20 protein-coding genes are annotated in these 22358 nt (G+C 42.1%); 15 read left to right on the top strand and 5 right to left on the bottom strand.

Features of this window, described 5'->3' with window-relative positions; all coding sequences use genetic code 11:
• Positions 1-91 precede the first annotated feature (91 nt).
• Positions 92-628, bottom strand: coding sequence for a phenolic acid decarboxylase (locus tag ACLJJ6_RS06605; protein WP_412988433.1), 537 nt, complete (start codon positions 626-628; stop codon positions 92-94).
• 111 nt (positions 629-739) lie between these two features.
• Between ACLJJ6_RS06605 and ACLJJ6_RS06600 the strand changes: the two genes are divergently transcribed.
• Positions 740-1294, top strand: a complete 555-nt coding sequence (locus tag ACLJJ6_RS06600) for a PadR family transcriptional regulator (RefSeq protein ID WP_412988431.1) — start codon at positions 740-742, stop codon at positions 1292-1294.
• Between the two features lie 119 nt (positions 1295-1413).
• Positions 1414-2835: an amino acid permease gene (locus tag ACLJJ6_RS06595; RefSeq protein ID WP_412988429.1), complete on the top strand. Its 1422-nt coding sequence runs from the start codon at positions 1414-1416 to the stop codon at positions 2833-2835.
• 164 nt (positions 2836-2999) lie between these two features.
• Here ACLJJ6_RS06595 and ACLJJ6_RS06590 read toward each other — a convergent pair whose 3' ends face one another.
• A complete protein-coding gene (locus ACLJJ6_RS06590; protein WP_412988427.1) occupies positions 3000-3953 on the bottom strand; it encodes an NAD(P)-dependent oxidoreductase in 954 nt (317 codons plus the stop codon).
• 114 nt (positions 3954-4067) lie between these two features.
• Here ACLJJ6_RS06590 and ACLJJ6_RS06585 point away from each other — a divergent pair, with 114 nt between their 5' ends.
• Together ACLJJ6_RS06585 and ACLJJ6_RS06580 are read left to right on the top strand one after the other, a co-directional pair.
• The gene (locus tag ACLJJ6_RS06585) at positions 4068-4673 is read left to right on the top strand and encodes an ECF transporter S component (protein WP_412988425.1); all 606 of its coding nucleotides are present in this window, start codon (positions 4068-4070) and stop codon (positions 4671-4673) included.
• 135 nt (positions 4674-4808) lie between these two features.
• Positions 4809-5360: a glycoside hydrolase family 73 protein gene (locus ACLJJ6_RS06580; RefSeq protein WP_412990448.1), complete on the top strand. Its 552-nt coding sequence runs from the start codon at positions 4809-4811 to the stop codon at positions 5358-5360.
• A 74-nt stretch (positions 5361-5434) separates the two neighbouring features.
• Here the strand turns inward: ACLJJ6_RS06580 and ACLJJ6_RS06575 are convergent, their stop codons facing one another.
• Positions 5435-6676 carry an ISL3 family transposase gene (locus ACLJJ6_RS06575; RefSeq protein ID WP_412988180.1) on the bottom strand — a complete coding sequence of 414 codons (1242 nt, stop codon included), beginning with the start codon at positions 6674-6676 and terminating at the stop codon, positions 5435-5437.
• 151 nt (positions 6677-6827) lie between these two features.
• On the opposite strand from ACLJJ6_RS06575, the gene ACLJJ6_RS06570 reads away from it, so the two are divergent.
• The 8 genes from ACLJJ6_RS06570 (at position 6828) to ACLJJ6_RS06535 (ending at position 16807) form a co-directional block, all read left to right on the top strand.
• On the top strand, positions 6828-7400 hold the full coding sequence (locus ACLJJ6_RS06570) for a xanthine phosphoribosyltransferase (RefSeq protein ID WP_412988424.1): 573 nt from the start codon (positions 6828-6830) through the stop codon (positions 7398-7400).
• A gap of 122 nt (positions 7401-7522) precedes the next feature.
• Complete coding sequence (locus tag ACLJJ6_RS06565; RefSeq protein ID WP_412988422.1) at positions 7523-8689, top strand: ATP-grasp domain-containing protein; 1167 nt, start codon at positions 7523-7525, stop codon at positions 8687-8689.
• 259 nt (positions 8690-8948) lie between these two features.
• Entirely contained in the window at positions 8949-11210 is a 2262-nt protein-coding gene (gene pcrA, locus ACLJJ6_RS06560; protein ID WP_412988421.1) for a DNA helicase PcrA, read from the top strand.
• 163 nt (positions 11211-11373) lie between these two features.
• Positions 11374-12486: a CamS family sex pheromone protein gene (locus tag ACLJJ6_RS06555; RefSeq protein WP_412990447.1), complete on the top strand. Its 1113-nt coding sequence runs from the start codon at positions 11374-11376 to the stop codon at positions 12484-12486.
• Between the two features lie 68 nt (positions 12487-12554).
• Positions 12555-12872: an Asp-tRNA(Asn)/Glu-tRNA(Gln) amidotransferase subunit GatC gene (gatC, locus tag ACLJJ6_RS06550; RefSeq protein WP_412988419.1), complete on the top strand. Its 318-nt coding sequence runs from the start codon at positions 12555-12557 to the stop codon at positions 12870-12872.
• Complete coding sequence (gene gatA / locus ACLJJ6_RS06545) at positions 12873-14336, top strand: Asp-tRNA(Asn)/Glu-tRNA(Gln) amidotransferase subunit GatA (protein ID WP_412988417.1); 1464 nt, start codon at positions 12873-12875, stop codon at positions 14334-14336.
• Positions 14336-15763, top strand: a complete 1428-nt coding sequence (gene gatB, locus ACLJJ6_RS06540; protein ID WP_412988415.1) for an Asp-tRNA(Asn)/Glu-tRNA(Gln) amidotransferase subunit GatB — start codon at positions 14336-14338, stop codon at positions 15761-15763. The genes gatA and gatB overlap by 1 nt, the downstream gene beginning before the upstream one ends.
• A 24-nt stretch (positions 15764-15787) precedes the next feature.
• The gene (locus tag ACLJJ6_RS06535; RefSeq protein WP_412988413.1) at positions 15788-16807 is read left to right on the top strand and encodes a diacylglycerol kinase; all 1020 of its coding nucleotides are present in this window, start codon (positions 15788-15790) and stop codon (positions 16805-16807) included.
• A 129-nt stretch (positions 16808-16936) separates the two neighbouring features.
• On the opposite strand, the gene ACLJJ6_RS06530 is transcribed toward ACLJJ6_RS06535, so the two are convergent.
• Positions 16937-18178 (bottom strand): ISL3 family transposase, encoded by a 1242-nt coding sequence (locus ACLJJ6_RS06530; protein WP_412988180.1) that lies wholly within the window; start codon positions 18176-18178, stop codon positions 16937-16939.
• Positions 18179-18389: 211 nt separating this feature from the next.
• Between ACLJJ6_RS06530 and rlmD the strand changes: the two genes are divergently transcribed.
• Positions 18390-19760 (top strand): 23S rRNA (uracil(1939)-C(5))-methyltransferase RlmD, encoded by a 1371-nt coding sequence (gene rlmD, locus ACLJJ6_RS06525; protein WP_412988411.1) that lies wholly within the window; start codon positions 18390-18392, stop codon positions 19758-19760.
• Positions 19761-19870: 110 nt separating this feature from the next.
• On the opposite strand, the gene ACLJJ6_RS06520 is transcribed toward rlmD, so the two are convergent.
• The gene (locus tag ACLJJ6_RS06520) at positions 19871-20908 is read right to left on the bottom strand and encodes an NAD-dependent epimerase/dehydratase family protein (protein ID WP_412988409.1); all 1038 of its coding nucleotides are present in this window, start codon (positions 20906-20908) and stop codon (positions 19871-19873) included.
• An 89-nt stretch (positions 20909-20997) separates the two neighbouring features.
• Between ACLJJ6_RS06520 and ACLJJ6_RS06515 the strand changes: the two genes are divergently transcribed.
• Both ACLJJ6_RS06515 and ACLJJ6_RS06510 read left to right on the top strand, forming a co-directional pair.
• Positions 20998-21435 carry a MerR family transcriptional regulator gene (locus ACLJJ6_RS06515; RefSeq protein WP_412988407.1) on the top strand — a complete coding sequence of 146 codons (438 nt, stop codon included), beginning with the start codon at positions 20998-21000 and terminating at the stop codon, positions 21433-21435.
• Positions 21436-21525: 90 nt separating this feature from the next.
• Positions 21526-22347, top strand: coding sequence for an aldo/keto reductase (locus ACLJJ6_RS06510; protein ID WP_412988406.1), 822 nt, complete (start codon positions 21526-21528; stop codon positions 22345-22347).
• Positions 22348-22358 lie beyond the last annotated feature (11 nt).

Raw genomic sequence — 22358 nt, 5'->3', positions numbered from 1 at the left:
TTTCCAGTTATGGAAGGTGTTTTTTTCTTTTTCAAAAAAAGATCAGCCGAAATTCATTTCAGCTGATCTAAGTTGCTAGTATTGAAGATGATTATTTGCGAATGCGTTTGTAATTTTCGTCAAAATATTTACCGGCGCGAATGTCGTCAGGAAGCTCAGGATAAGGTGCTTCACTGATTACGTCTTCGTTGTTCTGACCGGCATCTCCCATATAAGTGATGTGGGCAAATTCTGGAACTACTAATTTAGGATAAGTTTCGTATTTTTCCCGTGAGGCTTCCATCAAATCAATATGGTCGTTTTGATAAGTTACTGTGATTTCGGGATGTTCTTGGACCCAGCGTGGGAAGAAAATTGTGCCATTAAGTTTCTTTTCATTCGGGACAAAGTCCAATGCCACATCAGTACCCGTTGGTTCTGTCCAAGCAACCTTATAAATGCCTGGAACCAACATCACAATATTAGCTTCCTGATCTTTTACCCAGCGGCCGGCAACCATGCCGCCGTGGATGCGGTAATCTACTGTATGGTCGTTTTTGGCGTACCATTCATATTCCCAGCCGTTATCATAAGTATAAATAAAATGGGTGCCCAAAAAGTCATCTAAAGTTTTGAATTCTTTTGTCATTTGAAAATCCTCCTTAAAATATAAGTTCATAAATACATGTATTTAATTACATGTTTTAATGAACTCTTTCATGTTACAATCTTTTTAAGAAACCGTCAAGGAGGAAAGACTGTGGCGCAAAAAAATCGATTGAAATACATTTTGTTGGGATTGTTAAATACCAAAAATCAGACCGGCTATGATCTTACAAAATCATTTGATTCTGATATCGGCGAATTTTGGAATGCTAATCATAGCCAAATTTATCCCTTACTTAAACGAATGGAAGCGGCGCAACTTATTAGCCATCGTTTGATTACGGTGGGACAAAAATTGCAGAAAAAGGAATACGCGATTACGGCAAAGGGACGAGAACAGTTTATGGATTGGTTAGCCACTCCCGCTGAAATGGATGGGGCGCATGATGAATTTCTGCTGAAACTATTTTTTGTAGATGATCCGCATTCGGAATTATTGCCTCCTATGATTCGAACTCAACTGGGTTATCATGAGGCGAAATTGGCGCATCTAAAGAAGCAATTTGCCCAAAAATTTCCAAACCAAAACCAAATTTTGACGAGTTACGGCCACGCCCTTGTCTTACGGCATGCTATTGAACGAGAGACGGGGTATCGGGATTGGCTGCAAACAATCATGCGTGATTTAGCGCGTTTTGAAGACGAATAGGGGTCTTGAAATGAGTCCATTTTGTAAATAATCAGAAACTGGAAATTGACATATTCTTAAATAATGATTAGAATTAATCATTATGTTTCATAGAATTCCCATTTGATAGGAGCTGAATTATGCCAAAAAGAAGTAAGTTTAGTGATTTGTTTGTGCGTAAAGAAGTTAATACTGATATGTTTCAAAAGACAGGACTTGAGAAGTCATTAAATGCGTTCAGTCTCACCACTATGGGGGTTGGTGCCATTGTTGGTGCGGGAATTTTTATCACCCCAGGGATTATTGCTGCGATGTATAGTGGCCCTGGGGTCTGGTTATCCTACCTGTTGGCGGCGGTCGTCTGTTCTTTGGCGGCACTTTGCTATTCGGAATTTTCGTCAACGATTCCTTTGGCAGGGAGTGCGTATACTTACATTTATACGGTTTTCGGGGAATTACTTGCGTGGATTTTAGGCTGGTCGTTAATCTCAGAATATCTATTTGCGGTTTCTTCGGTTGCGGTAAGTTGGTCAGCTTATTTTCAGAACATACTGGCTGGCTTTCATCTTCACCTTCCAGAAATTTTTCGGGCTGCTTATGGTACGGCAGGCAGTCCGCACGCGCTGTTTGATTTGCCGGCTTTCGTGATTACTATGATCATTGCTTATTTGCTGGTCCAGGGCGTGCGCGAATCAGCACGGGTCAATGCAGTGATGGTGATCTTAAAAATAGCTGTCATCCTGTTATTCATCGTTGTCGCGGTCTTTTATGTGCGTCCGGCAAACTACAATCCAATTTTACCTTTTGGGTTTAAAGGCGTTGTCAGAGGGGCAGCAGTGGCTTTCTATGCCTATATCGGTTTTGACGCGGTCTCCACGGCTTCCGAAGAGGTCAAAAATCCTAAGCGTGATATGCCAATTGGTATTGTTTCCTCATTAATTGTGGCTTCAGTTTTGTACATCTCACTTTCCGTTGTTTTAGTGGGGGTTGTTCATTACACTAAATTAAACGTTGCTGATCCAGTTGCTTTGGCGTTACACCTTATCAAACAAAATTGGGTAGCAGGCATTGTCTCGCTGGGGGCAGTTGTGGGAATGACCACAGTTCTAATTGTGATGTCTTATGGGGGAACCCGTTTAATTTTTGCGATCAGCCGGGATGGTTTATTGCCCCATGTTTTACACAAACTGAATCCCAAAACGCACGTGCCGGTTATTAATACCTGGATTTTTGGGTTGATTGCCAGTATTTTTGCGGGAATTATCCCGCTGAGTAAAATTGCGGAGTTGGTTAATATCGGTACCCTATTTGCATTCGCAATGGTTTCACTGGGGGTGGTCTTTTTACGCAGTGATAAAAAATTCCGTAATTTGCCAAAATCGTTTAAAGTTCCGTTTTATCCGGTGATTCCGTTATTATCATTCGCTGCATGTGCCTACTTGATGTTGCAGTTGGCTTCCTTCACTTGGATGATGTTCGGTATTTGGCTGGTGATTGGCTTAGTAATTTACTTTAGTTACGGCTTTTCACACAGCATTGCGCGTCAAAATGAGGAGGACTAAAAAAGTGGGCTAAAAGTCGATTTTAGTTCTAAGCAGGTAACCCAGCGATTGACTGCTCGTTTAAAGCCAGGAACTAGCTACTTAGAAGTGGACTTTTAACCCACAATAGTAATTTAAAATCGGATAAGAAAAAATGGAATCAGGACAATTGTTTTGATTCTTTTTTAATAGCCCTGATCAAAATTCACAACATTTTTTAAGTGCTTGTCATGTGTCAGAAACTTCTGTAAGTTTGCCAAAAAGATCTGATGCCAAGCCGCACCGATTTGATTTCGTTGTGCAGAGTAGTGGGGGGTGATCAAAACGTTTGGTGTTTGCCATAAAGAACTGCTCTCTTCTAGTGGTTCCGTCTCAAAAACGTCAAGGGCAGCGTGCAACACGTTTTGGTTCTGCAGGGCCACTAGTAACGCATCGGTGGCCACCGATTTACCGCGGCCCACATTCATAAATAAGTATAAGTTATGCAAAGCTTCGAAAAACGTGTGGTCAAAAAAATGGGTTGTTTCAGCGGTTAAGGGCATAATGTTAACCACAATATCGGCATCTTTAATGGCAGCCCGCCAATTAGCTTGTGCAAAAGTTTGCTCGAAGTTTTCTGCGGGATGGCCCGTTCGGTTTACCCCCACGACATGGGTACCGAATGGTTTTAACACGCGGGCCAATTCACGCCCAATATGACCGGTTCCAAAAATTGTCCAATTTAATTGATCTAAGGTAAAGGCATTTTCAAAGGCTTTTTGGGGTGTCCAATAGCGTTTATGATTATTGACTAGCACTTGGGGCAGGTCACGCATAAAATATAAGGCATATAGTAATACCGTTTGTGAAATAGGGGTTGCGTGGACACCGCTCATGTTGGTAACCAGAATGTGGTGTTCTTTTAATTGTGATAAGGGCAAATAATCGACACCTGCACTGATTGTTTGAACCCATTTTAGATTGGCGTTGGGGGTATTTAGAATAGTTTCTGAAAGAGGATTCTGCCATCCTAGCATGATCGTCACGGCCGCGTAGTCTTTTGGCTTAATTGTCTCTGTTGTAAAAACATTAACGCCTAACTGGCGATAAGCCGAAAAATCCAGCTCTGAATTGTGCGGTAAAATCAAAAGGTTTTCCAAATCTTAACAACTCCTTATAAAAGTTCATGTGCTTAAATTTTCTGTCGGTTTCATGATATAATGTTTTTTAACAATTAAGAAACTAAAAGACTTACAATCTTGCGAGGGACAAAAATGGGGAAGAGCAGTTCAGCTAGCCGTATCAGTATTTTGGGTCTTTTTGCCGCAATTATTATTTTACAAAACTATGTGCCAATGATTGGTTATTTACCGGTCGGACCACTAAACGTAACAACCATTCACATTACGGTCATCATTGCCGCTGTTGTTTTGGGACCGCTAGATGGTGCTTTGGTTGGTGGTGTTTGGGGAATTGTCGACTGGATTCGTGCCCTCACGGTGACCTCTAGTGCACTGGGGAACATTGTGATGGTCAATCCATTGATTTCGGTAGTGCCTAGGATTTTGATCGGGCTGTTAGCCGGATGGCTGTTCAGTCGCTTGGTTAAGCATCAAGCTAAACTAGGGCTGTCACTAGCAGTCAGCGGGGTTTTCGGCGCACTTGTGAATACAGTTTTGGTTCTTGGCGGAATTGCCTTATTTTATAGCAATGGTTCGGCAGTTTTAAGTGCCATTAACTTCAAAGCCTTGACGCCGTACATTTTACTCGTTGCGGGGACCAACGGAATTCCGGAAGCAATTGCGGCTGGCATCCTGGTCCCGTTGATTGCAACGCCACTTCTTAAATATACCAAGATTGGCCGGCAAAGATTTGAATAGCCAGAAACTTTTTAGATTTAAGTAGAAAGATGGATGAATTTGGCGAAAAAAAAGAAACGCAGAAAGAATAATTTTTTATTTAAACGAGGTAAATTGCAATTATCAGGGGTCATTTCGCTTATTTTAATTTTGGGAATGTTCATCGTCTTAGTTGCACAGGTTGTTCCCAAACTTTCTTTTTCCACCTCAAATTCACCTACTAGCGAGTTGGATGCTGATATGAGTCATCAAAAATTTATTAAAACAATTGCGCCATATGCACAAAAGATGCACCGTCGTTACGGAATTTTACCAAGTATTACGATTGCTCAAGCGATCTTAGAATCCGATTGGGGCACTAGCCAACTATCAAAATCCTACAATAATTACTTTGGGATTAAGGGGACCATTTACCAGACAACCAAAGAAATGAAAACCCAAGAGTTTGTGAATGGTAAATGGATAACGGTGACCGCGCGTTTTCGGGTTTACAACAATTGGCAAGACTCCGTCAAAGATCATACCTTATTATTTGTGAACGGAACCAACTGGAATCGCAATCAGTATCAAAGTGTATTGCAAGCTAAAAATTATAAGGCAGCTGCCCAAGCCCTGTATACGGCGGGATATGCGACCGATCCGGATTATCCCGAAAAGCTTATCAATTTGATTCAAACCTATCAGCTCCAAAAATATGACCAAAACTAAATGGGTCTCTGTCAAATTGTATTGGTGGAGATTTTTGAAAAGCATGTTCACTTCGGTGAATGTGCTTTTTTTGTTTACGCATAAATTAAACTGATACGAATGAAAAAGTTATGAATATTTTGAAAACCAAAACAGCTACGCTTTAACACCTTAATTTTACGATTTAGTCCTTCAATAGGACCGTTGGAATACGGATAACGACAACTATTGAGAACAGCAGGACCATTCTTTATTAAAGTTGAGATAGTAATATCCATTTGGTTGCCAGCCGCCTTGTAGTTGGCAATCAAGGTTTTAAATCCAACCGCATCTTTTTGTTGAATGGCTGTTAGAATTCCTTGATAGGTTTGATACACAGTTTTAAATTCTGGAAATTCATCTAAGGCTAGGTCAATGGCGTTCTGTTGGGTCATGTATTCGTTGATACCGTGTAAATAGATAAGTTTAGTATCATTGACCTTTTCTTCTGCCAAATGGAACAAACGCCATTGAGATTTTAGAATGCGATAAACTCGGGAATGCTTATCTTGAAAAGTATGGATCACACGTGTACGTTCGTTATCCAGTGCCCGACCGGCAAGTTGAATAATGTGGAAACGGTCAATGATGGTTATTGCCTTAGGAAATAACCGATGAATAAAGCCAGCATACTCAGCATTCATATCAACGGTGATTGTTTGAACTTTCATACGTTCTTGAACTGAATAGCGAGCTTCAAAGTAATCAATGATATCCTTACTAAGGCGATCCTTAAGAATCACAATGCGGCGATGACTAACGGCATCGCAACAGTTAAAGGACATTAGATGATTACAGGAACGGAATTCATCAAAACAAAGATTTTGGGGGAGTGTTTTAACACGATAAGCTAAGTGAATATTCGCATTTAAAATGCGTTGAACACTACTTGGTGAAATCCCACAAATCTTAGCGATTTCTTTACTGGTCAGCATATCCCGAGCCAGAACAATTACTTGATGTTTCACATTATGCGTAAAAGTTTCATTACGTTTAACGAGGTTAGTTTGAGCACCACAGGTTTTTAAACACCGTTTACATTGATATCTTTGTCGTTTTAGCTGCATCTCATAACGTCCACCTGATAAGGTTCCCAATCTTAGATGGCCAATGTGAGTTCCATTTTTGATTAGAGATTTATGGCCACAATGAGGACATTTTAAAAGTTGATAGGAAAGGATAGCGTGAACGACATGAACGTGTTGCCCATTGGGATAATGTTCCTTAGTAATCTCAGTTACAGTTAAATTAGGGTCTGTTATTTCGAATAGGCTTAGGATAGAATTAGTTAGGGACATTTGTTTTTCCTCTTTTCGATTTTATTAGGCGATTAAATCGTAACACAAAGAGGGCAAATGTCCTTTTTTTTTTCAAAATAAAAACTGGTATCAGTTATTCACCAATACCAGAAAGTGTAGACCCAACTAAATTTGCTTAGGAGGCACTATTTTGAAATTATTAGAAGATCGTATTCGTCAAGAGGGTATTGTTTTACCGCACAACGTTTTAAAAGTGGATAGCTTTTTAAATCATCAGGTTGATCCTGAATTAATGTCTGCCGTGGGCAAGGAGTTTGCTAAGCGTTTTGCTGACAAACCGGTTACAAAAATCTTGACAGTCGAGTCTTCCGGAATTGCACCTGCGGTAATGACGGGACTAGCCTTACATGTGCCGGTTATTTTCGCGCGCAAACACAAGAGCCTTACCTTAACAGATGACTTGTATACTGCAGATGTGTATTCGTATACCAAACAAACCACTAATAAAATCTCGATTGCCAAACGGTTTATAGAACCAAATGACAGTGTTTTGATTATTGATGATTTCCTCGCGAATGGACAAGCAGTTGAGGGACTCCTTACCATTGCTGATGCGGCTCAGATTCAGGTACAAGGGATTGGCATTGTAATTGAAAAGACGTTCCAAAAAGGACGCGATATTATCACAAAACGTGATATTCAACTAGAAGCACTGGCACAAATCAGCAGTTTGGAAAACGGACAGGTCCAATTTGCAAATTAATCCAAAAACTCGGCAAAATTGCTTGCCAACTAAGAATGACAACAGTAAGATTAAATATAGAGAACCTATAAACGGGCAAAGAAAAAGTCACTCTGCGGAGTGTGTAAGAATGGGTGGGTTAAATGACAGTTTCAAATAATGCAACACTATATCCTGGCAACACCATCGGAATAATTGGTGACAGCACGAACGGGTCGCAGCTGATCACGGCAGCCCGCCGATTGGGTCTGCGTGTCATTGCATACGGTGCCAATGAAGTGAGCGAAACCATGCAATTAGCTGATGTTTACATTGTGGGTGCCCCCAATGATGGCAATAAGTTGCGTGAATTTGGTGAAAAATGTGATTCTGTGATTTATGAATCTGATGAAGTTGACGTTCAAACCATCAAATACTTAGAACAGTTTACCAAGATCCCGCAAGGCACTAATGGCTTAGAAGTAACGCAGGATCGTTTGATTGAACGGGCATTCTTTGATCAACTCAACTTAAATTCAGCACCCTACGCGACGGTGATTAGTTTAAGTGACATTTATGAGTCGATTAATTCAATTGGTTATCCAAGCCTTTTGAAGCCAATTCAAAAGAATTTTGGGGACCGTAAAGAATTGCGCATCAATACGCAGACTGATATTCCACAAGCTTCCGATCTTCTAAATGAGCAGACTTACATTTTGGAATCGACCATCCCCAGCAAACAAGAATTAGTCATGACAATTGTTCAAGGACAAAATGGCGAGCGTAAAATTTTCCCGATTGCCGAGAACGTTTATGCAGAAGATCACTTGGTGGAAACCATCGTTCCAGCGGCGGTATCTGACCGGGTGCAAAATGAGTTGCTGCGTATTACAAATGAAATTGCCGATGGCCTTGAATACGTGGGGGTCTTTGAAATTTCGTTTGCCGTTACGGACAGCGAAGATATCTACGTTAAACGTGTTGTGCCAGCCATTCACCGCCCCGGTTATATTTTTAATCGGGCAACGAATGTGAGTGTGTTTGATCAACATCTGCGGGCTATTGCAGGGATGCCGTTAAGTGACATTAAGCTGTTTGTGCCAACGATTATGGTTAATTTCGATAAAAGCCAGATGGAAGATTTACGGACGCAGTGGAATATTAAGAATAATTGGTATTTCCATCTGTATGCGCAAAATAAAACGACTGAAAAGAATACTCGCGCGGGTTACGCCTTGGTCGAAGCCAATTCAACGCAGCAAGCACAGGAACAAATTGACAATACGGAAATTTGGTCGAAGACTGTGATTGACTTTGGCAACGCTGAGTAGGAATCGTCAGAATCAAGATTTGAAATTGATCTTGATTCTGTTTTTTTGTTTTCTAATGAGCAAGATGTTTAACAAATTTGGCTAAAGTAAAGTCCGTCGCAGCAGGTGTCGGCGTCGCTTGATTTCTCGGTTAAAACTTTTAACAAATCGGACTTAATTTTTGTTTTGGAGGTTAAGTCAATGCGACTTTTTGTTATAATTAAATGTGATTAAATTTTTGAAGTGGCATGGTTTTTAAATATAGAGGGGATTGAAACTTTTGACCGAAAATAAGTTACTAGAAGGTCTAAATGACAAACAAGCAGAGGCAGTTCAGGCAACTGAAGGTCCGTTGTTGATTATGGCAGGTGCCGGGAGTGGGAAAACACGAGTTTTAACCCACCGAGTCGCATACTTAATTGAAGAAAAAGCGGTTAATCCATGGAATATCTTAGCGATTACGTTTACCAACAAAGCTGCCAAAGAGATGCGTGAACGGGTAATTAAATTACTAGGCAGTGCCGGATCCGATATTTGGGTGTCCACTTTCCATGCCCTCTGTGTCCGAATTTTACGGGCCAATATTGATCAAATCGGGTATAACCGGGCGTTCTCCATCGCTGATACTAGTGAACAGCGAACGTTAATGAAACACATTGTGGCAGAACTTAATTACGATCCGAAAAAGTTTGATCCCAAATCCTTATTGGCGGCCATTTCGAATGCCAAAAATGATTTGCTGACACCGGAAGATTACAAAGCCAATGCCAAGACGCCATTTGAGGCAGTTGTGGCAGCGACTTATGAGGAGTATCAACGTCGCTTGAAGGTCAATCAAGCTTTGGACTTTGATGACCTGATTATGCAGACCATTTTTTTGCTCCGCAAACAACCAGAAACGCTTAGTTTTTATCAAAATAAATTTCACTATATCCATGTCGATGAGTATCAGGATACCAATCAGGCCCAATATACCTTAGTCAACATGCTGGCGGCGCGCTTTAAAAATATTTGCGTTGTGGGTGATGCGGACCAGAGTATCTATGGCTGGCGGGGTGCGGATATGCAAAATATTCTGAATTTTGAACAGGATTATAAGCATGCCCAAGTCATTTTGCTGGAACAAAATTACCGTTCGACCAAAAAAATCTTGGAAGCTGCTAACTCGGTGATTAAACACAATACCACCCGACGACCAAAAAAGTTGTGGACCGAAAATAATGATGGTGACCCGATTACGTATTATCGTGGGCAGAGTGAAAATGATGAAGTCCATTTTATTGTTCAGCAAATTAAAGCGCAAATCGAAGAAAAGCATTATCAGTATGGCGATTTTGCGGTTTTGTATCGCACGAATGCCCAGTCACGTGCCGTTGAAGATACTTTTTTGAAATCTAATATTCCTTATACGATGGTGGGCGGACACAAGTTCTACGACCGTAAAGAAATTCGTGACGTGTTGGCGTATCTAACCCTACTGGCTAACCCAGACGACTCCATGAGTTTTGAACGCATTATCAACGAACCAAAACGGGGCATCGGTGCCAGTTCATTAGAGAAATTGGCTGATTTTGCCAACTATAATCAGTGGTCCCTGTTTGAAGCGGCACAAAACGTTGCGGTGGCTAATGATATTGCTAGCCGCGCGCGTAACGCCATTGACCATTTTGCAGCCATTATGACGGATCTAAAACGGATGGCAGAATATGTGACCATTACAGAATTAACGGAACAAGTCCTGGATAAGACGGGTTATAAAGCGGACCTCGAAAAGTCACGGTCTCTTGAAGCTCAGACCCGCTTGGAGAATATTGAAGAGTTTCTGACGGTTACTAAACAGTTTGATGACAGTCATCAAGATGATGAAGAAACTACGGCAGAAACCAGATTGGCCGACTTCTTAGCTGATTTAGCCTTGGTGTCGGACCAAGATAGTGTGGCAGAAGAACCATCTGCAGTTACTTTAATGACTTTGCATGCGGCTAAGGGACTTGAATTTCCGGTTGTCTTTTTGATCGGGATGGAAGAGGGAATCTTTCCGTTATCGAGAGCAGCAATGGATGAAGACCAGTTGGAAGAAGAGCGTCGGTTAGCTTATGTGGGAATCACACGAGCACAAAAAAAGCTTTATTTAACCAATGCCTATTCCCGAATGCTTTATGGTCGTTTGCAAAACAACCCCGCGTCACGATTTATTGAAGAAATTGATCCGGACGTTTTGGAATCTGCGAATCCTAATGCTGGGAATACCCCAAGCAGCTACGGCAGTCAGCAACGTGCCTATCCGTTTGATAAAAAAATGGAACGGGCCACAGCAACGACCTATCATCGTGCGCCGGCTAAACCTCAGAAGTTTACAGGGACCGGGGCTGATAAAATGAGCTGGTCGGCTGGCGACAAAGTCCAGCATAAAGCTTGGGGCGTGGGAACAGTGGTAAAGGTAACTGGTCAGGGTGAAGACGCAGAGTTGGATATTGCCTTTCCTGATCAGGGTGTGAAACGTCTCTTAGCTGCCTTTGCACCAATTAGTAAGGTATCGTAAGCGTAAATCTTAATTTTCAGGTAATAAATACGATTTACACGGAAAAGCCCTTGACAGTTTTTTGTTTTAATCCTCATAATTCAAGAGTGAATGATGACAAAACGGGAGGAAATACACGGTGAAACTAAAGAAAAGTTTGGTTGGCATTGCGGTTGTGTTAAGCATGACACTTTTAGCTGCCTGCTCAAAGAGTACCAGCAATTCCAGCTCTAACTCAAGTAGTGCCACTGCAACAAGCTCTAAAAGTGGCAGCTATCAAGTGACAGGACAAACGAATAGTAGTCAGTATGCGGGTGTGATTAAGAACGGCAAATATTTGACCAGTAAGGCACGCGGCGTGACGGCTAATCAAAATTCTAATTTAATGAACTTAAAGAGCTTTGAAACGGGTTTGCAGGATATTTCTAAAAAACAATTTTCAACGACCAAGTATGTTTTCCAAGAAGGACAATATTTATCTAGCAGTACGGTTGAAAATTGGCTCGGCCGGAAATCCAAATCTAATCCGGAGGGGCTTAACCCAGCAAGCAATGGGTCGACGGATCCGGATAAACGGAACCCTATCTACTTACAATCAGTTGAAGAACAGGATTACGTTCAAAAGAGTGGGAGTAAGCTTAAAATTAGCGGTGTGACCATCGGCCTTGCGATGAACTCGGTAGATTATTATCGTAAAACCACGTATGGCGCGCAGTATCAGACCAACATTAGCGATGCGACTTTGGAAAAGCAAGGGAAGGCAATGGCTAAAGAGGTTTTGACGCGTTTGCGCAAGAAAGCTGCTTTAAAAAATGTTCCTATTGTGATTGCCATTTATAAACAGGCTTCTAATGATAGTTTGATCGGTGGCAAGTTCATTAGCTATTCCGTAAATAATGGGAATAGTATCAGTAAGTGGAAGGCACTGGACATTCAAAATGTTGTCTTTCCACTGAAAACCGGAGAATCAGCACCAAACAGCAATGATGCGGATGCCTTCTCTAACTTTAAGTCAGAAGTTGAAAGTTTCTTCCCGAACTTAAGTGGGGTTACTGCGCAGGCTCAGTACAAGGATGGGTCGCTACAAGGGATGAATGTTTCCATTACAACGCAGTTCTACAGTGAAACAGAGATCCGAAGTTTTACCCAATTCTTAGCAGACCAGGCCGAAAAGTACTTGCCAAGCAACGTTAAAATCGATATTACGGTTAGTTCCACTGCAGACGGTGTCCAAAGCTTTTTGAGCCGTTCTAGTTCCGCCAAGAGCTTTTCAACGCACGTCTTTGGCAGTTACTAAGGTTTTGGCACGGAAGACACGTCAAGGTATGGTAAAATGATTTGATAGATTTGAAAGAAGGATGAAAAATGGCAAACGAAGAAAAAATTGATAAAACTCAAGTTGAACACGTTGCAAGTTTGGCAAAATTACAATTTGACGATGCCGATCTTGGTAAGTTTACAACTCAACTGGGTGATATCATGGAACTGTTTAACACCTTGAGTGAAGTTGATACAACGGACGTGACACCAACTTTTAGTGTGACTGACCAATTTAACACAATGCGCGAAGATGTTGCCATTAACAGTCATCAAAAAGACGCTTTGTTAAAAAATGCACCGGATACCCAAGACGGTTATATCCGGGTTCCAGCAATTATTGATGAAAGTGAAGGTACCAACTAGATGAACTATTTTGATACAGATTTAACAACCTTACACGAAAAGCTCGTCAGCAAAGAAATCACAGCCGAACAACTGACCAAAGAAACGCTAGCGCAAATCAAGGCTGATAATGAGGCCATTAATGCCTATATTACGATCGACGAAAAAGGTGCCTTAGCAGCAGCTAAAGCCATTGATGAAAAAGGAATTGACCCAGATAATCTATGGGCTGGTGTCCCGATTGCCGTTAAAGATAATATCGTGACAAAGGGATTAAAAACGACTGCGGCTTCAAAGATTTTAGAAAATTTCAATCCAATTTATGATGCCACCGTTATTGAAAAATTACGCGCTCACGATGTCGTTATCATCGGAAAAACCAATTTGGATGAGTTTGCGATGGGCGGTTCAACGGAAACTTCGTACTTTAAAACCACGCATAATCCATGGAATCTCACTAAGGTTCCTGGTGGTTCTTCGGGTGGTTCAGCAGCAACGGTTTCTGCTGGGGATGTCTTAGCAGCCTTAGGAACGGATACCGGTGGTTCTATTCGCCAACCAGCTTCGTTTACAGGTGTCGTGGGTGTCAAACCTACATATGGCCGTGTTTCTCGCTGGGGGATTATTGCATTTGGATCTAGTTTAGATCAGGTGGGTCCTTTCACACGGTCCGTAAAGGATAATGCGGCGCTTTTGAATTTGCTTGCTGGCCATGATGAACATGATATGACGAGTTCTGATAAACCGGTGCCAGATTTCACAGCGGGGCTTGATGGTTCCGTGAAGGGCATGCGGGTGGCTTTACCTAAAGAATATTTGGGTGAAGGCGTCGACGAAAACGTGAAAAAAGCCGTTTTGGATGCTGCCAATACCTTTAAAGAATTGGGGGCAACCGTTGATGAAGTTTCGTTGCCTCATAGTAAATACGGGATTGCTGCATATTACATTATCAGTTCTTCAGAAGCTTCTTCAAACTTACAACGTTTTGATGGGATTCGTTACGGCTTCCGGGCCAAGGACGTTAAGAATTTGGAAGATGTCTATGTTCGCTCCCGTTCAGAAGGATTCGGCGATGAAGTCAAACGCCGCATCATGTTAGGAACCTATTCGCTATCAGCGGGTTATTACGATGCCTACTTCCGCAAGGCAGCTGAGGTTCGGACCTTAATGATTAATGATTTTAAGCAGGTCTTCGAAGATCATGACTTTATTATTGGACCTACTGCGCCAACACCAGCCTTTGGGATTGGCGAAGAGTCCTCAGATCCTAAAAAAATGTACATGAACGACGTTTTAACCGTGCCTGTTAACATGGCCGGCTTACCGGGAATGTCGTTACCAGCTGGTTTTAGTAATGGCTTGCCAGTTGGCTTACAGATTATTGCCAAACCGTTTGACGAACAGACGCTTTACAAAGCGGGTTATGCGTTTGAACAAGCTACTGAGTTTCATAAAGAGACCCCTGAGATTGGAGGAGACAAATAATGAATTTTCAAACGACTATTGGGCTTGAAGTCCACGTGGAATTAAAAACAAATTCGAAAATTTTTAGCCCGTCTCCAGTAGAATTTGGTGACGATCCGAATGCCAACACGAATGTTATTGACTGGGGCTATCCCGGCGTTTTACCAACGACGAATAAAGGCGTGGTTGAATCTGGCATTAAGGCTGCTTTGGCCCTCCATGCGGAAATTGAGAAACATAATCATTTCGATCGAAAAAATTATTTCTACCCAGATAATCCGAAAGCTTACCAAATCACACAAGCGGACAAACCGATTGCACATGATGGCTGGATTGAAATCGAAGTAGAAGGCAAAAAAAAGAAGATCGGAATTGCCGAAATGCATATTGAAGAGGATGCGGGGAAAAATACCCATAATCCTAATGGTTACTCATTTGTCGATTTAAACCGACAGGGGACGCCATTGATTGAAATTGTTTCGAAACCAGATATTGCTTCGCCAGACGAAGCCTATGCCTATCTGGAAGCTTTGCGGCAACGGATTCAATTCACAGGTGTTTCTGATGTGAAGATGGAAGAAGGCTCCATGCGGGTAGACGTCAACATCTCTATCCGGCCATATGGTTCAGATAAGTATGGGACGAAAACGGAATTAAAAAACTTAAACTCGTTTAATTACGTTCGTAAGGGGTTGGCTTACGAAGAAAAGCGGCAGCAACAAGTTTTGATGTCTGGTGGTCAAATTCAACAAGAAACACGCCGTTTTGATGAAACGACTGGTCAAACAATTCTGATGCGGGTCAAGGAAGGATCCGATGATTATCGTTACTTCCCAGAACCAGATTTGCCAGCACTGTCGATCAGTGATGATTGGATTCAAGACATCCAAGACCATATGCCGGAAATGCCAGGAAAACGACGTGCTCGTTATGTGAGTGAACTTGGTTTGAAAGATTATGATGCTATGGTCCTTACCCAGACTAAGGAAATGTCAGATTTCTTTGACGCAACCGTATCAGAAGGTGCGGATCCTAAAATGGCGGCTAATTACTTGATGGGTGATGTGAATGCTTATCTAAATGATCAACAGGTGGATCTGCAAGATACACAGCTAACACCAAAACATGTAGCAGCCATGATCAAGATGATTAGTGATGGTACAATTTCAACCAAGATTGCTAAAAAAGTTTTCAAAGCCATTACTAAAGGTGAAGAACCGGTAGCTTGGGTGAAGAGCAAAGGTTTAGTGCAATTGTCCGATCCTGCTCAGTTGCAACCGATCATTAAAGACATCGTCGACAATAATCAGCAGTCCGTGGATGACTTTAAGAACGGAAAAGATCGCGCTGTCGGTTTCTTAGTCGGTCAAGTCATGAAACAAACTCGTGGCCAAGCTAATCCAAAAGTTGTTAACGAGCTTTTGATGAAAGAACTTAACAATCGTTAAACAGATTTTCGCGGAGGAATCAAGATGCAAAAAAGAGCGCGTGTTATTTATAACCCCACTTCAGGACGTGAAGTTTTAAAACAAAATATGATTGATATTCTGAATGTCTTTGAAGAGGCTGGTTTTGAGACCAGTGCCTATGCAACCACGCCAGCCCCCAATTCTGCGCGAGATGAAGCGCGGCGGGCGGCCAAAGCAGGATTTGATTTAGTCGTGGCTGCCGGTGGGGACGGGACGATCAATGAAGTGGTCAACGGAATCGCTGACCTGCATTTTCGGCCCATGATGGCCATTATTCCAGCGGGGACGACCAATGACTACGCGCGCGCCCTGAAGATTCCACGGGAAGATCCGGTGGCGGCAGCCAAAGTCGTTTTGAAAAACCAGCGGATTAAGATGGATATCGGTAAGGCTGGTGAAAATTACTTTATCAATATTGCCGCCGGTGGCTTATTAACTGAGTTGACGTATGATGTTCCGTCAAATATGAAGAGTATCTTTGGCTATTTAGCTTATCTGGTTAAAGGAGCTGAGTTGCTCCCACAAATCAAACCGGTTGATATGGACATCGAGTATGACGGCGAGCATTTTCATGGGAAAGCCTCCATGTTCTTCTTAGTGTTAACGAACTCCATTGGCGGGTTTGAGCAAATTGTCCCTGATGCCTCGCTTGATGATGGGCGTTTTACTTTAATCATCGTGAAGGCCTCTAATCTGGTTTCGATACTGCATTTGATGGTTAAAGCGCTGAATGGCAATCATATTAATGATCCCCGGATTATTTATAGTAAGCCCAAGCGCGTTAAAGTCACCCCGGTTAACGATCGAGTTATGGTAAATATTGATGGCGAATACGGCGGGGATGCTCCGATGGCCTTCAAGAATTTGCATAAACATATTGAAATGTTTGCTAATTTGGATCAAATCCCGGATGCCGCTTATAATCTTCCTGAGCCGAAGGTGGCGAAGGCGGAAGAAAACTTCGTCAAACAGGTTGGTAAATTACCGGATGATGATGAAGAGGAACTTAATCAAGACAAATAGATTGTTTAAAAGCCGTCCTTGAGGGTGGGACTGATGCACGTTCGAGCTGTAAACAAGGGGTCTCTGTCAAATTGTATTGGTGGAGATTTTTGAAAAGCATGTTCACTTCGGTGAATGTGCTTTTTTTGTTTACGCATAAATTAAACTGATACGAATGAAAAAGTTATGAATATTTTGAAAACCAAAACAGCTACGCTTTAACACCTTAATTTTACGATTTAGTCCTTCAATAGGACCGTTGGAATACGGATAACGACAACTATTGAGAACAGCAGGACCATTCTTTATTAAAGTTGAGATAGTAATATCCATTTGGTTGCCAGCCGCCTTGTAGTTGGCAATCAAGGTTTTAAATCCAACCGCATCTTTTTGTTGAATGGCTGTTAGAATTCCTTGATAGGTTTGATACACAGTTTTAAATTCTGGAAATTCATCTAAGGCTAGGTCAATGGCGTTCTGTTGGGTCATGTATTCGTTGATACCGTGTAAATAGATAAGTTTAGTATCATTGACCTTTTCTTCTGCCAAATGGAACAAACGCCATTGAGATTTTAGAATGCGATAAACTCGGGAATGCTTATCTTGAAAAGTATGGATCACACGTGTACGTTCGTTATCCAGTGCCCGACCGGCAAGTTGAATAATGTGGAAACGGTCAATGATGGTTATTGCCTTAGGAAATAACCGATGAATAAAGCCAGCATACTCAGCATTCATATCAACGGTGATTGTTTGAACTTTCATACGTTCTTGAACTGAATAGCGAGCTTCAAAGTAATCAATGATATCCTTACTAAGGCGATCCTTAAGAATCACAATGCGGCGATGACTAACGGCATCGCAACAGTTAAAGGACATTAGATGATTACAGGAACGGAATTCATCAAAACAAAGATTTTGGGGGAGTGTTTTAACACGATAAGCTAAGTGAATATTCGCATTTAAAATGCGTTGAACACTACTTGGTGAAATCCCACAAATCTTAGCGATTTCTTTACTGGTCAGCATATCCCGAGCCAGAACAATTACTTGATGTTTCACATTATGCGTAAAAGTTTCATTACGTTTAACGAGGTTAGTTTGAGCACCACAGGTTTTTAAACACCGTTTACATTGATATCTTTGTCGTTTTAGCTGCATCTCATAACGTCCACCTGATAAGGTTCCCAATCTTAGATGGCCAATGTGAGTTCCATTTTTGATTAGAGATTTATGGCCACAATGAGGACATTTTAAAAGTTGATAGGAAAGGATAGCGTGAACGACATGAACGTGTTGCCCATTGGGATAATGTTCCTTAGTAATCTCAGTTACAGTTAAATTAGGGTCTGTTATTTCGAATAGGCTTAGGATAGAATTAGTTAGGGACATTTGTTTTTCCTCTTTTCGATTTTATTAGGCGATTAAATCGTAACACAAAGAGGGCAAATGTCCTTTTTTTTTTCAAAATAAAAACTGGTATCAGTTATTCACCAATACCAGAAAGTGTAGACCCTAAACAAGCAGTTTGGTGCACAAGCGGGTCCTGTTTTCAATGGGACGGTTTTGTGATACTTATCCAAAAGAAAAAATGAGGAAAATAATGAAATTTAAAGCACCAGTAACAAAAAATGAAACGTATGATGTCACCGTAATGGATCTGACTTATCAAGGAATGGGCGTCGCTAAAATTGAGAACTTTCCCATTTTTATTGCCAATAGTTTACCGGGCGAAGAAATTGTGATGAAAGTAACTAAAGTTGCAAAGACATACGCATTTGGCCGTGTGGAGAGTTGGAAGTCCAAGAGCCCTGACCGGGTTGAATTGAAAAACAAGCAGTATACACAAACTGGTATTGCACCATTGCAGCATTTGGCCTATCCCGCACAACTGGAATTTAAGCAGCACCAAATTCAAGAACTATTCTATAAAGCACATTTGGACCAAATCGAGGTCAGCCCGACTATTGGGATGGAGAAACCTTACGGATATCGGAATAAGGCGCAAATCCCGGTGCGTGAAGTTAATGGTCAGTTGACAACTGGTTTCTATCGGCGCAACAGTCATGACCTCGTCCCAATTGAGGATTTTTATATTCAGGATCCAGAAATTGACAAAGCCATTGTGGTAATTCGCGATATTTTACGGCAATTTCACGTAGAGCCTTACAACGAAACCAATCATACAGGTGTGGTACGCACGATTATGGTACGGCGTGGACATTATTCCCACGAGATGATGGTCGTGTTGATTACGCGGGCCAAGAAAATTCCTATGGCGTTTGAAGTGGTCGAAGCCATTCGCAAACAGTTGCCAGAAGTTAAAAGTATTATCCAAAATGTCAATGCTGCTCAAACCAATGTTTTGTTAGGCAAAGAAGAGAAGATTTTGTGGGGAAGTAATGTCATTCACGATCAACTGTTGGGATTGACGTTTGCGATTTCCGCTGATTCCTTCTATCAGGTAAATCCTGAGCAAACAAATAAGTTATACGATTTGGCCATCAAGAAGGCCGTTTTAACTGGTAAAGAAACAGTGATTGACGCCTATTGCGGGATTGGGACGATTTCACTAGCAATGGCTAAACATGCCAAAAAAGTCTATGGTGTCGAAATCGTGGATAAGGCCATTCAAGATGCCAAGATTAACGCACAGTTAAATAAAATCAAAAACGTGAAGTTTGTAACCGGAAAGGCAGAAGACCAGATGGCCAAGTGGCAGGCAGATGGTTTGAAACCAGATGTTATCGTGGTGGATCCACCACGTAAAGGGTTAGCGCCAGAATTTATTGCGGCAGCCACAGAAATGCAACCTAAACGCGTGGTGTATGTTAGCTGTAATCCGGCCACATTAGTTCGTGATGTGCAAACATTTATGGCAAAAGGTTATCACGTTTCACAACCGATTATTCCCTTGGACCAGTTTCCACAAACACCGCATGTTGAGAGTGTGACGGTGCTGGAACAAGATTAAGTTTCTCAGGAACCTGAAAAGCAGATCTGCTGAAAAATCCGATGATTTTTTTGCAGATCTGCTTTTCTTTTTAAAAACGGTTTTTCAATTTTGAATTTTCGAGACGTGCTTTAATCCAGTTCACCATTTTGAAGCAGAGTATCGACAGCACCCAAAACGGCCCCTTCGGTGGTGCTGATGGGTTGCCAACCCAGTACTTTACGTGCCTTAGCATTGCTAACTTGATGATTGACAGCTAACAAGAGTCGGCCTTCCTTTGCCTGCGCATTAAAGGGAGCTAAGAGCTTGATTAACCAGCTGGGCAATGTTTTTTGAGGCAACTTTGCCGCTAATTGTGGTCGCTGCTGTTTGATTAAGGCCACCATTTCTGGCATGGAGATTGGTTGATCGTAAACGGCCAGAAAACGCTGATTCTTGGCAGCGGGAGTTTTCATTGCCCGGACGTGGATGTCAGCAACATCCACAGCGTTAATAATATTGACTTGGATGTTGGGAACGGCTTGAAATTGGCCGTTAAAAAGATTGCGCACCAAGCCAAAACTCCCCGAGGCGTGGGCATCTAAAGCGTGACCCAAAATGGCACCCGCATTGACAGTTGTAAATTCAAGAGAAGTAGGGTGCTGTTTGAGATACGCCCAGGCTTTCTTTTCAGCCACTAACTTGGACTTTTCATACAAAGACAGTCCGGGTTCATCGGGATTTGTCCAGTCTGCCTCAGTTGTGATGTGATGCGGATCTTTATTGCTGAAGCCCACGGCACCCAAATTAGCGGTCATCACCATCCGTTTGACATGATTGCTTGCAATGGCAGCTTTTAAAATATTCAGTGTCCCCTCGGTTGCAGTTTGCAGCAATTCTTCGGTTGGGGAGTTCTCCGCGACAAAAACGGGCGCCGCAACACTTAAAACGTAGGTGACATCAGCCATGGCGCTTTGCCAGTCAACATCTTGAGTTAAATCGGCCTCGAAAAATTCCAGTTGGGTTAAGTTAGGAACCCGTTGTGCTTTTAAAGTGGCAAGAACGCCTGCCTTTTTTTGCAGTGATCGGAGTGTGGCACGGACAGAATAACCTTCTGTGAGAAGTTGTTTAATAATGTGAAGGGCTAAAAAGCCATTTCCACCAGTAACGAGAACTTTTTCTTTTTGCATAAAAATTACCTCGACTTGCTTTTCTTTAGTATATCTTCTATCCTAAACCCTAGATAATGCTCTAGGGCAAGTAAAAAAGGAGAAAAATTTTGACATATTCAATTAAAGAAGCTGCGCAACGTTCTAATCTTTCAATCTATACGTTGCGTTTTTATGATAAACAAGGATTACTTCCGTTTGTAGCGCGAAACAAAGCCGGGTACCGTGAATTTACCGAGGGCGATTTGCAGCTGTTGCACACGGTTTGTTGTTTGAAAAATACAGGTATGAAGATCAAAGATATTCGGCGCTATATTGCGTATGTGATGCAGGGACCGAAGACTGTTGATGAGCGTCGGGCCTTATTGCAAGAGCATCGGACGGCTGTTTTAGAAAAACAGCAGGAAATTCAGCGTAACCTTGCCGAAATTGATTTTAAACTCAGCCTCTATTCTGCTTCTGATGCAGAAGATTTGGTTCGCCAGGAGATAGCGGCAGCCGTGGCTGAAAAAAAGCAAAATCAGTTACCCAATCCCTTTCCGGCTTAGAAGGTAAAATGTTTTCAGATATGCGTTTTGGGGCGTAAGATTACGAGGATCGCTCTGGAGAAACTACGATTTGGAAAGAAGTTGACGGAAATGCGAAAAGCAAAAATTGCCGACCGGGACCTTCCACTACTCGGAATGGGGACCTGGCGGCTTGGTGAAGGATCGACGGATCAGTCTAAACAAGAGATTGCTGCGCTGCAAACGGGCTTAGACGCTGGATTACAGATTATTGACACGGCTGAGATTTACGGTAAAGGCGCGTCAGAACGCCTAGTTGGAGAGGCGATTCAACCGTATGCGCACTTAGTTTCCAAATTTGCGCCGTGGCATGCGGGGGCACAGGCGATCCGCGCGGCTTTAACTGGCAGTTTGCAACGGTTAGGCGTGGATTACTTAGATCTTTATTTATATCACTGGCCGGGTGAGACACCGTGGGCAGAAACTTTTGCAACTTTACGCGATCTCAAACAAGAAGGCTTGATCAAAGCGTACGGGGTTTCGAACTTTACGGTTGCGCAGTTACGTGAAGTTCGAGCTGTTCCTGGTGGGCAAGCAGTGATGGCAAATGAACTGTATTACAACCTTGAAAAACGCGCACTAGACCGCAGTCAAAAAGCTTTTCAAGATCAGGCTAAAATAACAACGATTGGTTACTCCCCGTTTGGTTCCGGGAACGGGCAGGCAATTCATTTGCCACAAGCGGTTATGAAAATCGCTCAGGAAAAACAAATTTCAGCGCATCAACTCCTATTGGCGTGGACGATGCGCGATGGGGTCATCAGTATTCCTAAAGCCGGCACATCCCGTCATATGAAGGAAAATATTGCCGCAATGGCAGTGACGTTTTCGCCTAGTGAATTAGCGGTAATCGACCACAACTTTCCAATTGGCAATCAGTTTGAGATGATGTAATTTCCGATAAA

This window comes from Pediococcus siamensis, assembly GCF_047220215.1.
In the GTDB taxonomy this organism is placed as follows: domain Bacteria; phylum Bacillota; class Bacilli; order Lactobacillales; family Lactobacillaceae; genus Pediococcus; species Pediococcus siamensis.
This window is presented reverse-complemented; position numbering and strand designations above follow the sequence as displayed.

Bases quoted from the DNA above. Each gene is read 5' to 3' on its own strand.
- ACLJJ6_RS06565 (WP_412988422.1), top strand. From the start codon at position 7,523: ATGACAGTTTCAAATAATGCAACACTATATCCTGGCAACACCATCGGA.
- ACLJJ6_RS06535 (WP_412988413.1), top strand. From the start codon at position 15,788: ATGCAAAAAAGAGCGCGTGTTATTTATAACCCCACTTCAGGACGTGAA.
- ACLJJ6_RS06530 (WP_412988180.1), bottom strand. From the start codon at position 18,178: ATGTCCCTAACTAATTCTATCCTAAGCCTATTCGAAATAACAGACCCT.
- gatC (WP_412988419.1), top strand. From the start codon at position 12,555: ATGGCAAACGAAGAAAAAATTGATAAAACTCAAGTTGAACACGTTGCA.
- ACLJJ6_RS06585 (WP_412988425.1), top strand. From the start codon at position 4,068: ATGGGGAAGAGCAGTTCAGCTAGCCGTATCAGTATTTTGGGTCTTTTT.
- ACLJJ6_RS06575 (WP_412988180.1), bottom strand. From the start codon at position 6,676: ATGTCCCTAACTAATTCTATCCTAAGCCTATTCGAAATAACAGACCCT.
- ACLJJ6_RS06510 (WP_412988406.1), top strand. From the start codon at position 21,526: ATGCGAAAAGCAAAAATTGCCGACCGGGACCTTCCACTACTCGGAATG.
- ACLJJ6_RS06520 (WP_412988409.1), bottom strand. From the start codon at position 20,908: ATGCAAAAAGAAAAAGTTCTCGTTACTGGTGGAAATGGCTTTTTAGCC.
- ACLJJ6_RS06595 (WP_412988429.1), top strand. From the start codon at position 1,414: ATGCCAAAAAGAAGTAAGTTTAGTGATTTGTTTGTGCGTAAAGAAGTT.
- ACLJJ6_RS06555 (WP_412990447.1), top strand. From the start codon at position 11,374: ATGACACTTTTAGCTGCCTGCTCAAAGAGTACCAGCAATTCCAGCTCT.
- gatA (WP_412988417.1), top strand. From the start codon at position 12,873: ATGAACTATTTTGATACAGATTTAACAACCTTACACGAAAAGCTCGTC.
- ACLJJ6_RS06605 (WP_412988433.1), bottom strand. From the start codon at position 628: ATGACAAAAGAATTCAAAACTTTAGATGACTTTTTGGGCACCCATTTT.
- gatB (WP_412988415.1), top strand. From the start codon at position 14,336: ATGAATTTTCAAACGACTATTGGGCTTGAAGTCCACGTGGAATTAAAA.
- rlmD (WP_412988411.1), top strand. From the start codon at position 18,390: ATGAAATTTAAAGCACCAGTAACAAAAAATGAAACGTATGATGTCACC.
- ACLJJ6_RS06580 (WP_412990448.1), top strand. From the start codon at position 4,809: ATGTTCATCGTCTTAGTTGCACAGGTTGTTCCCAAACTTTCTTTTTCC.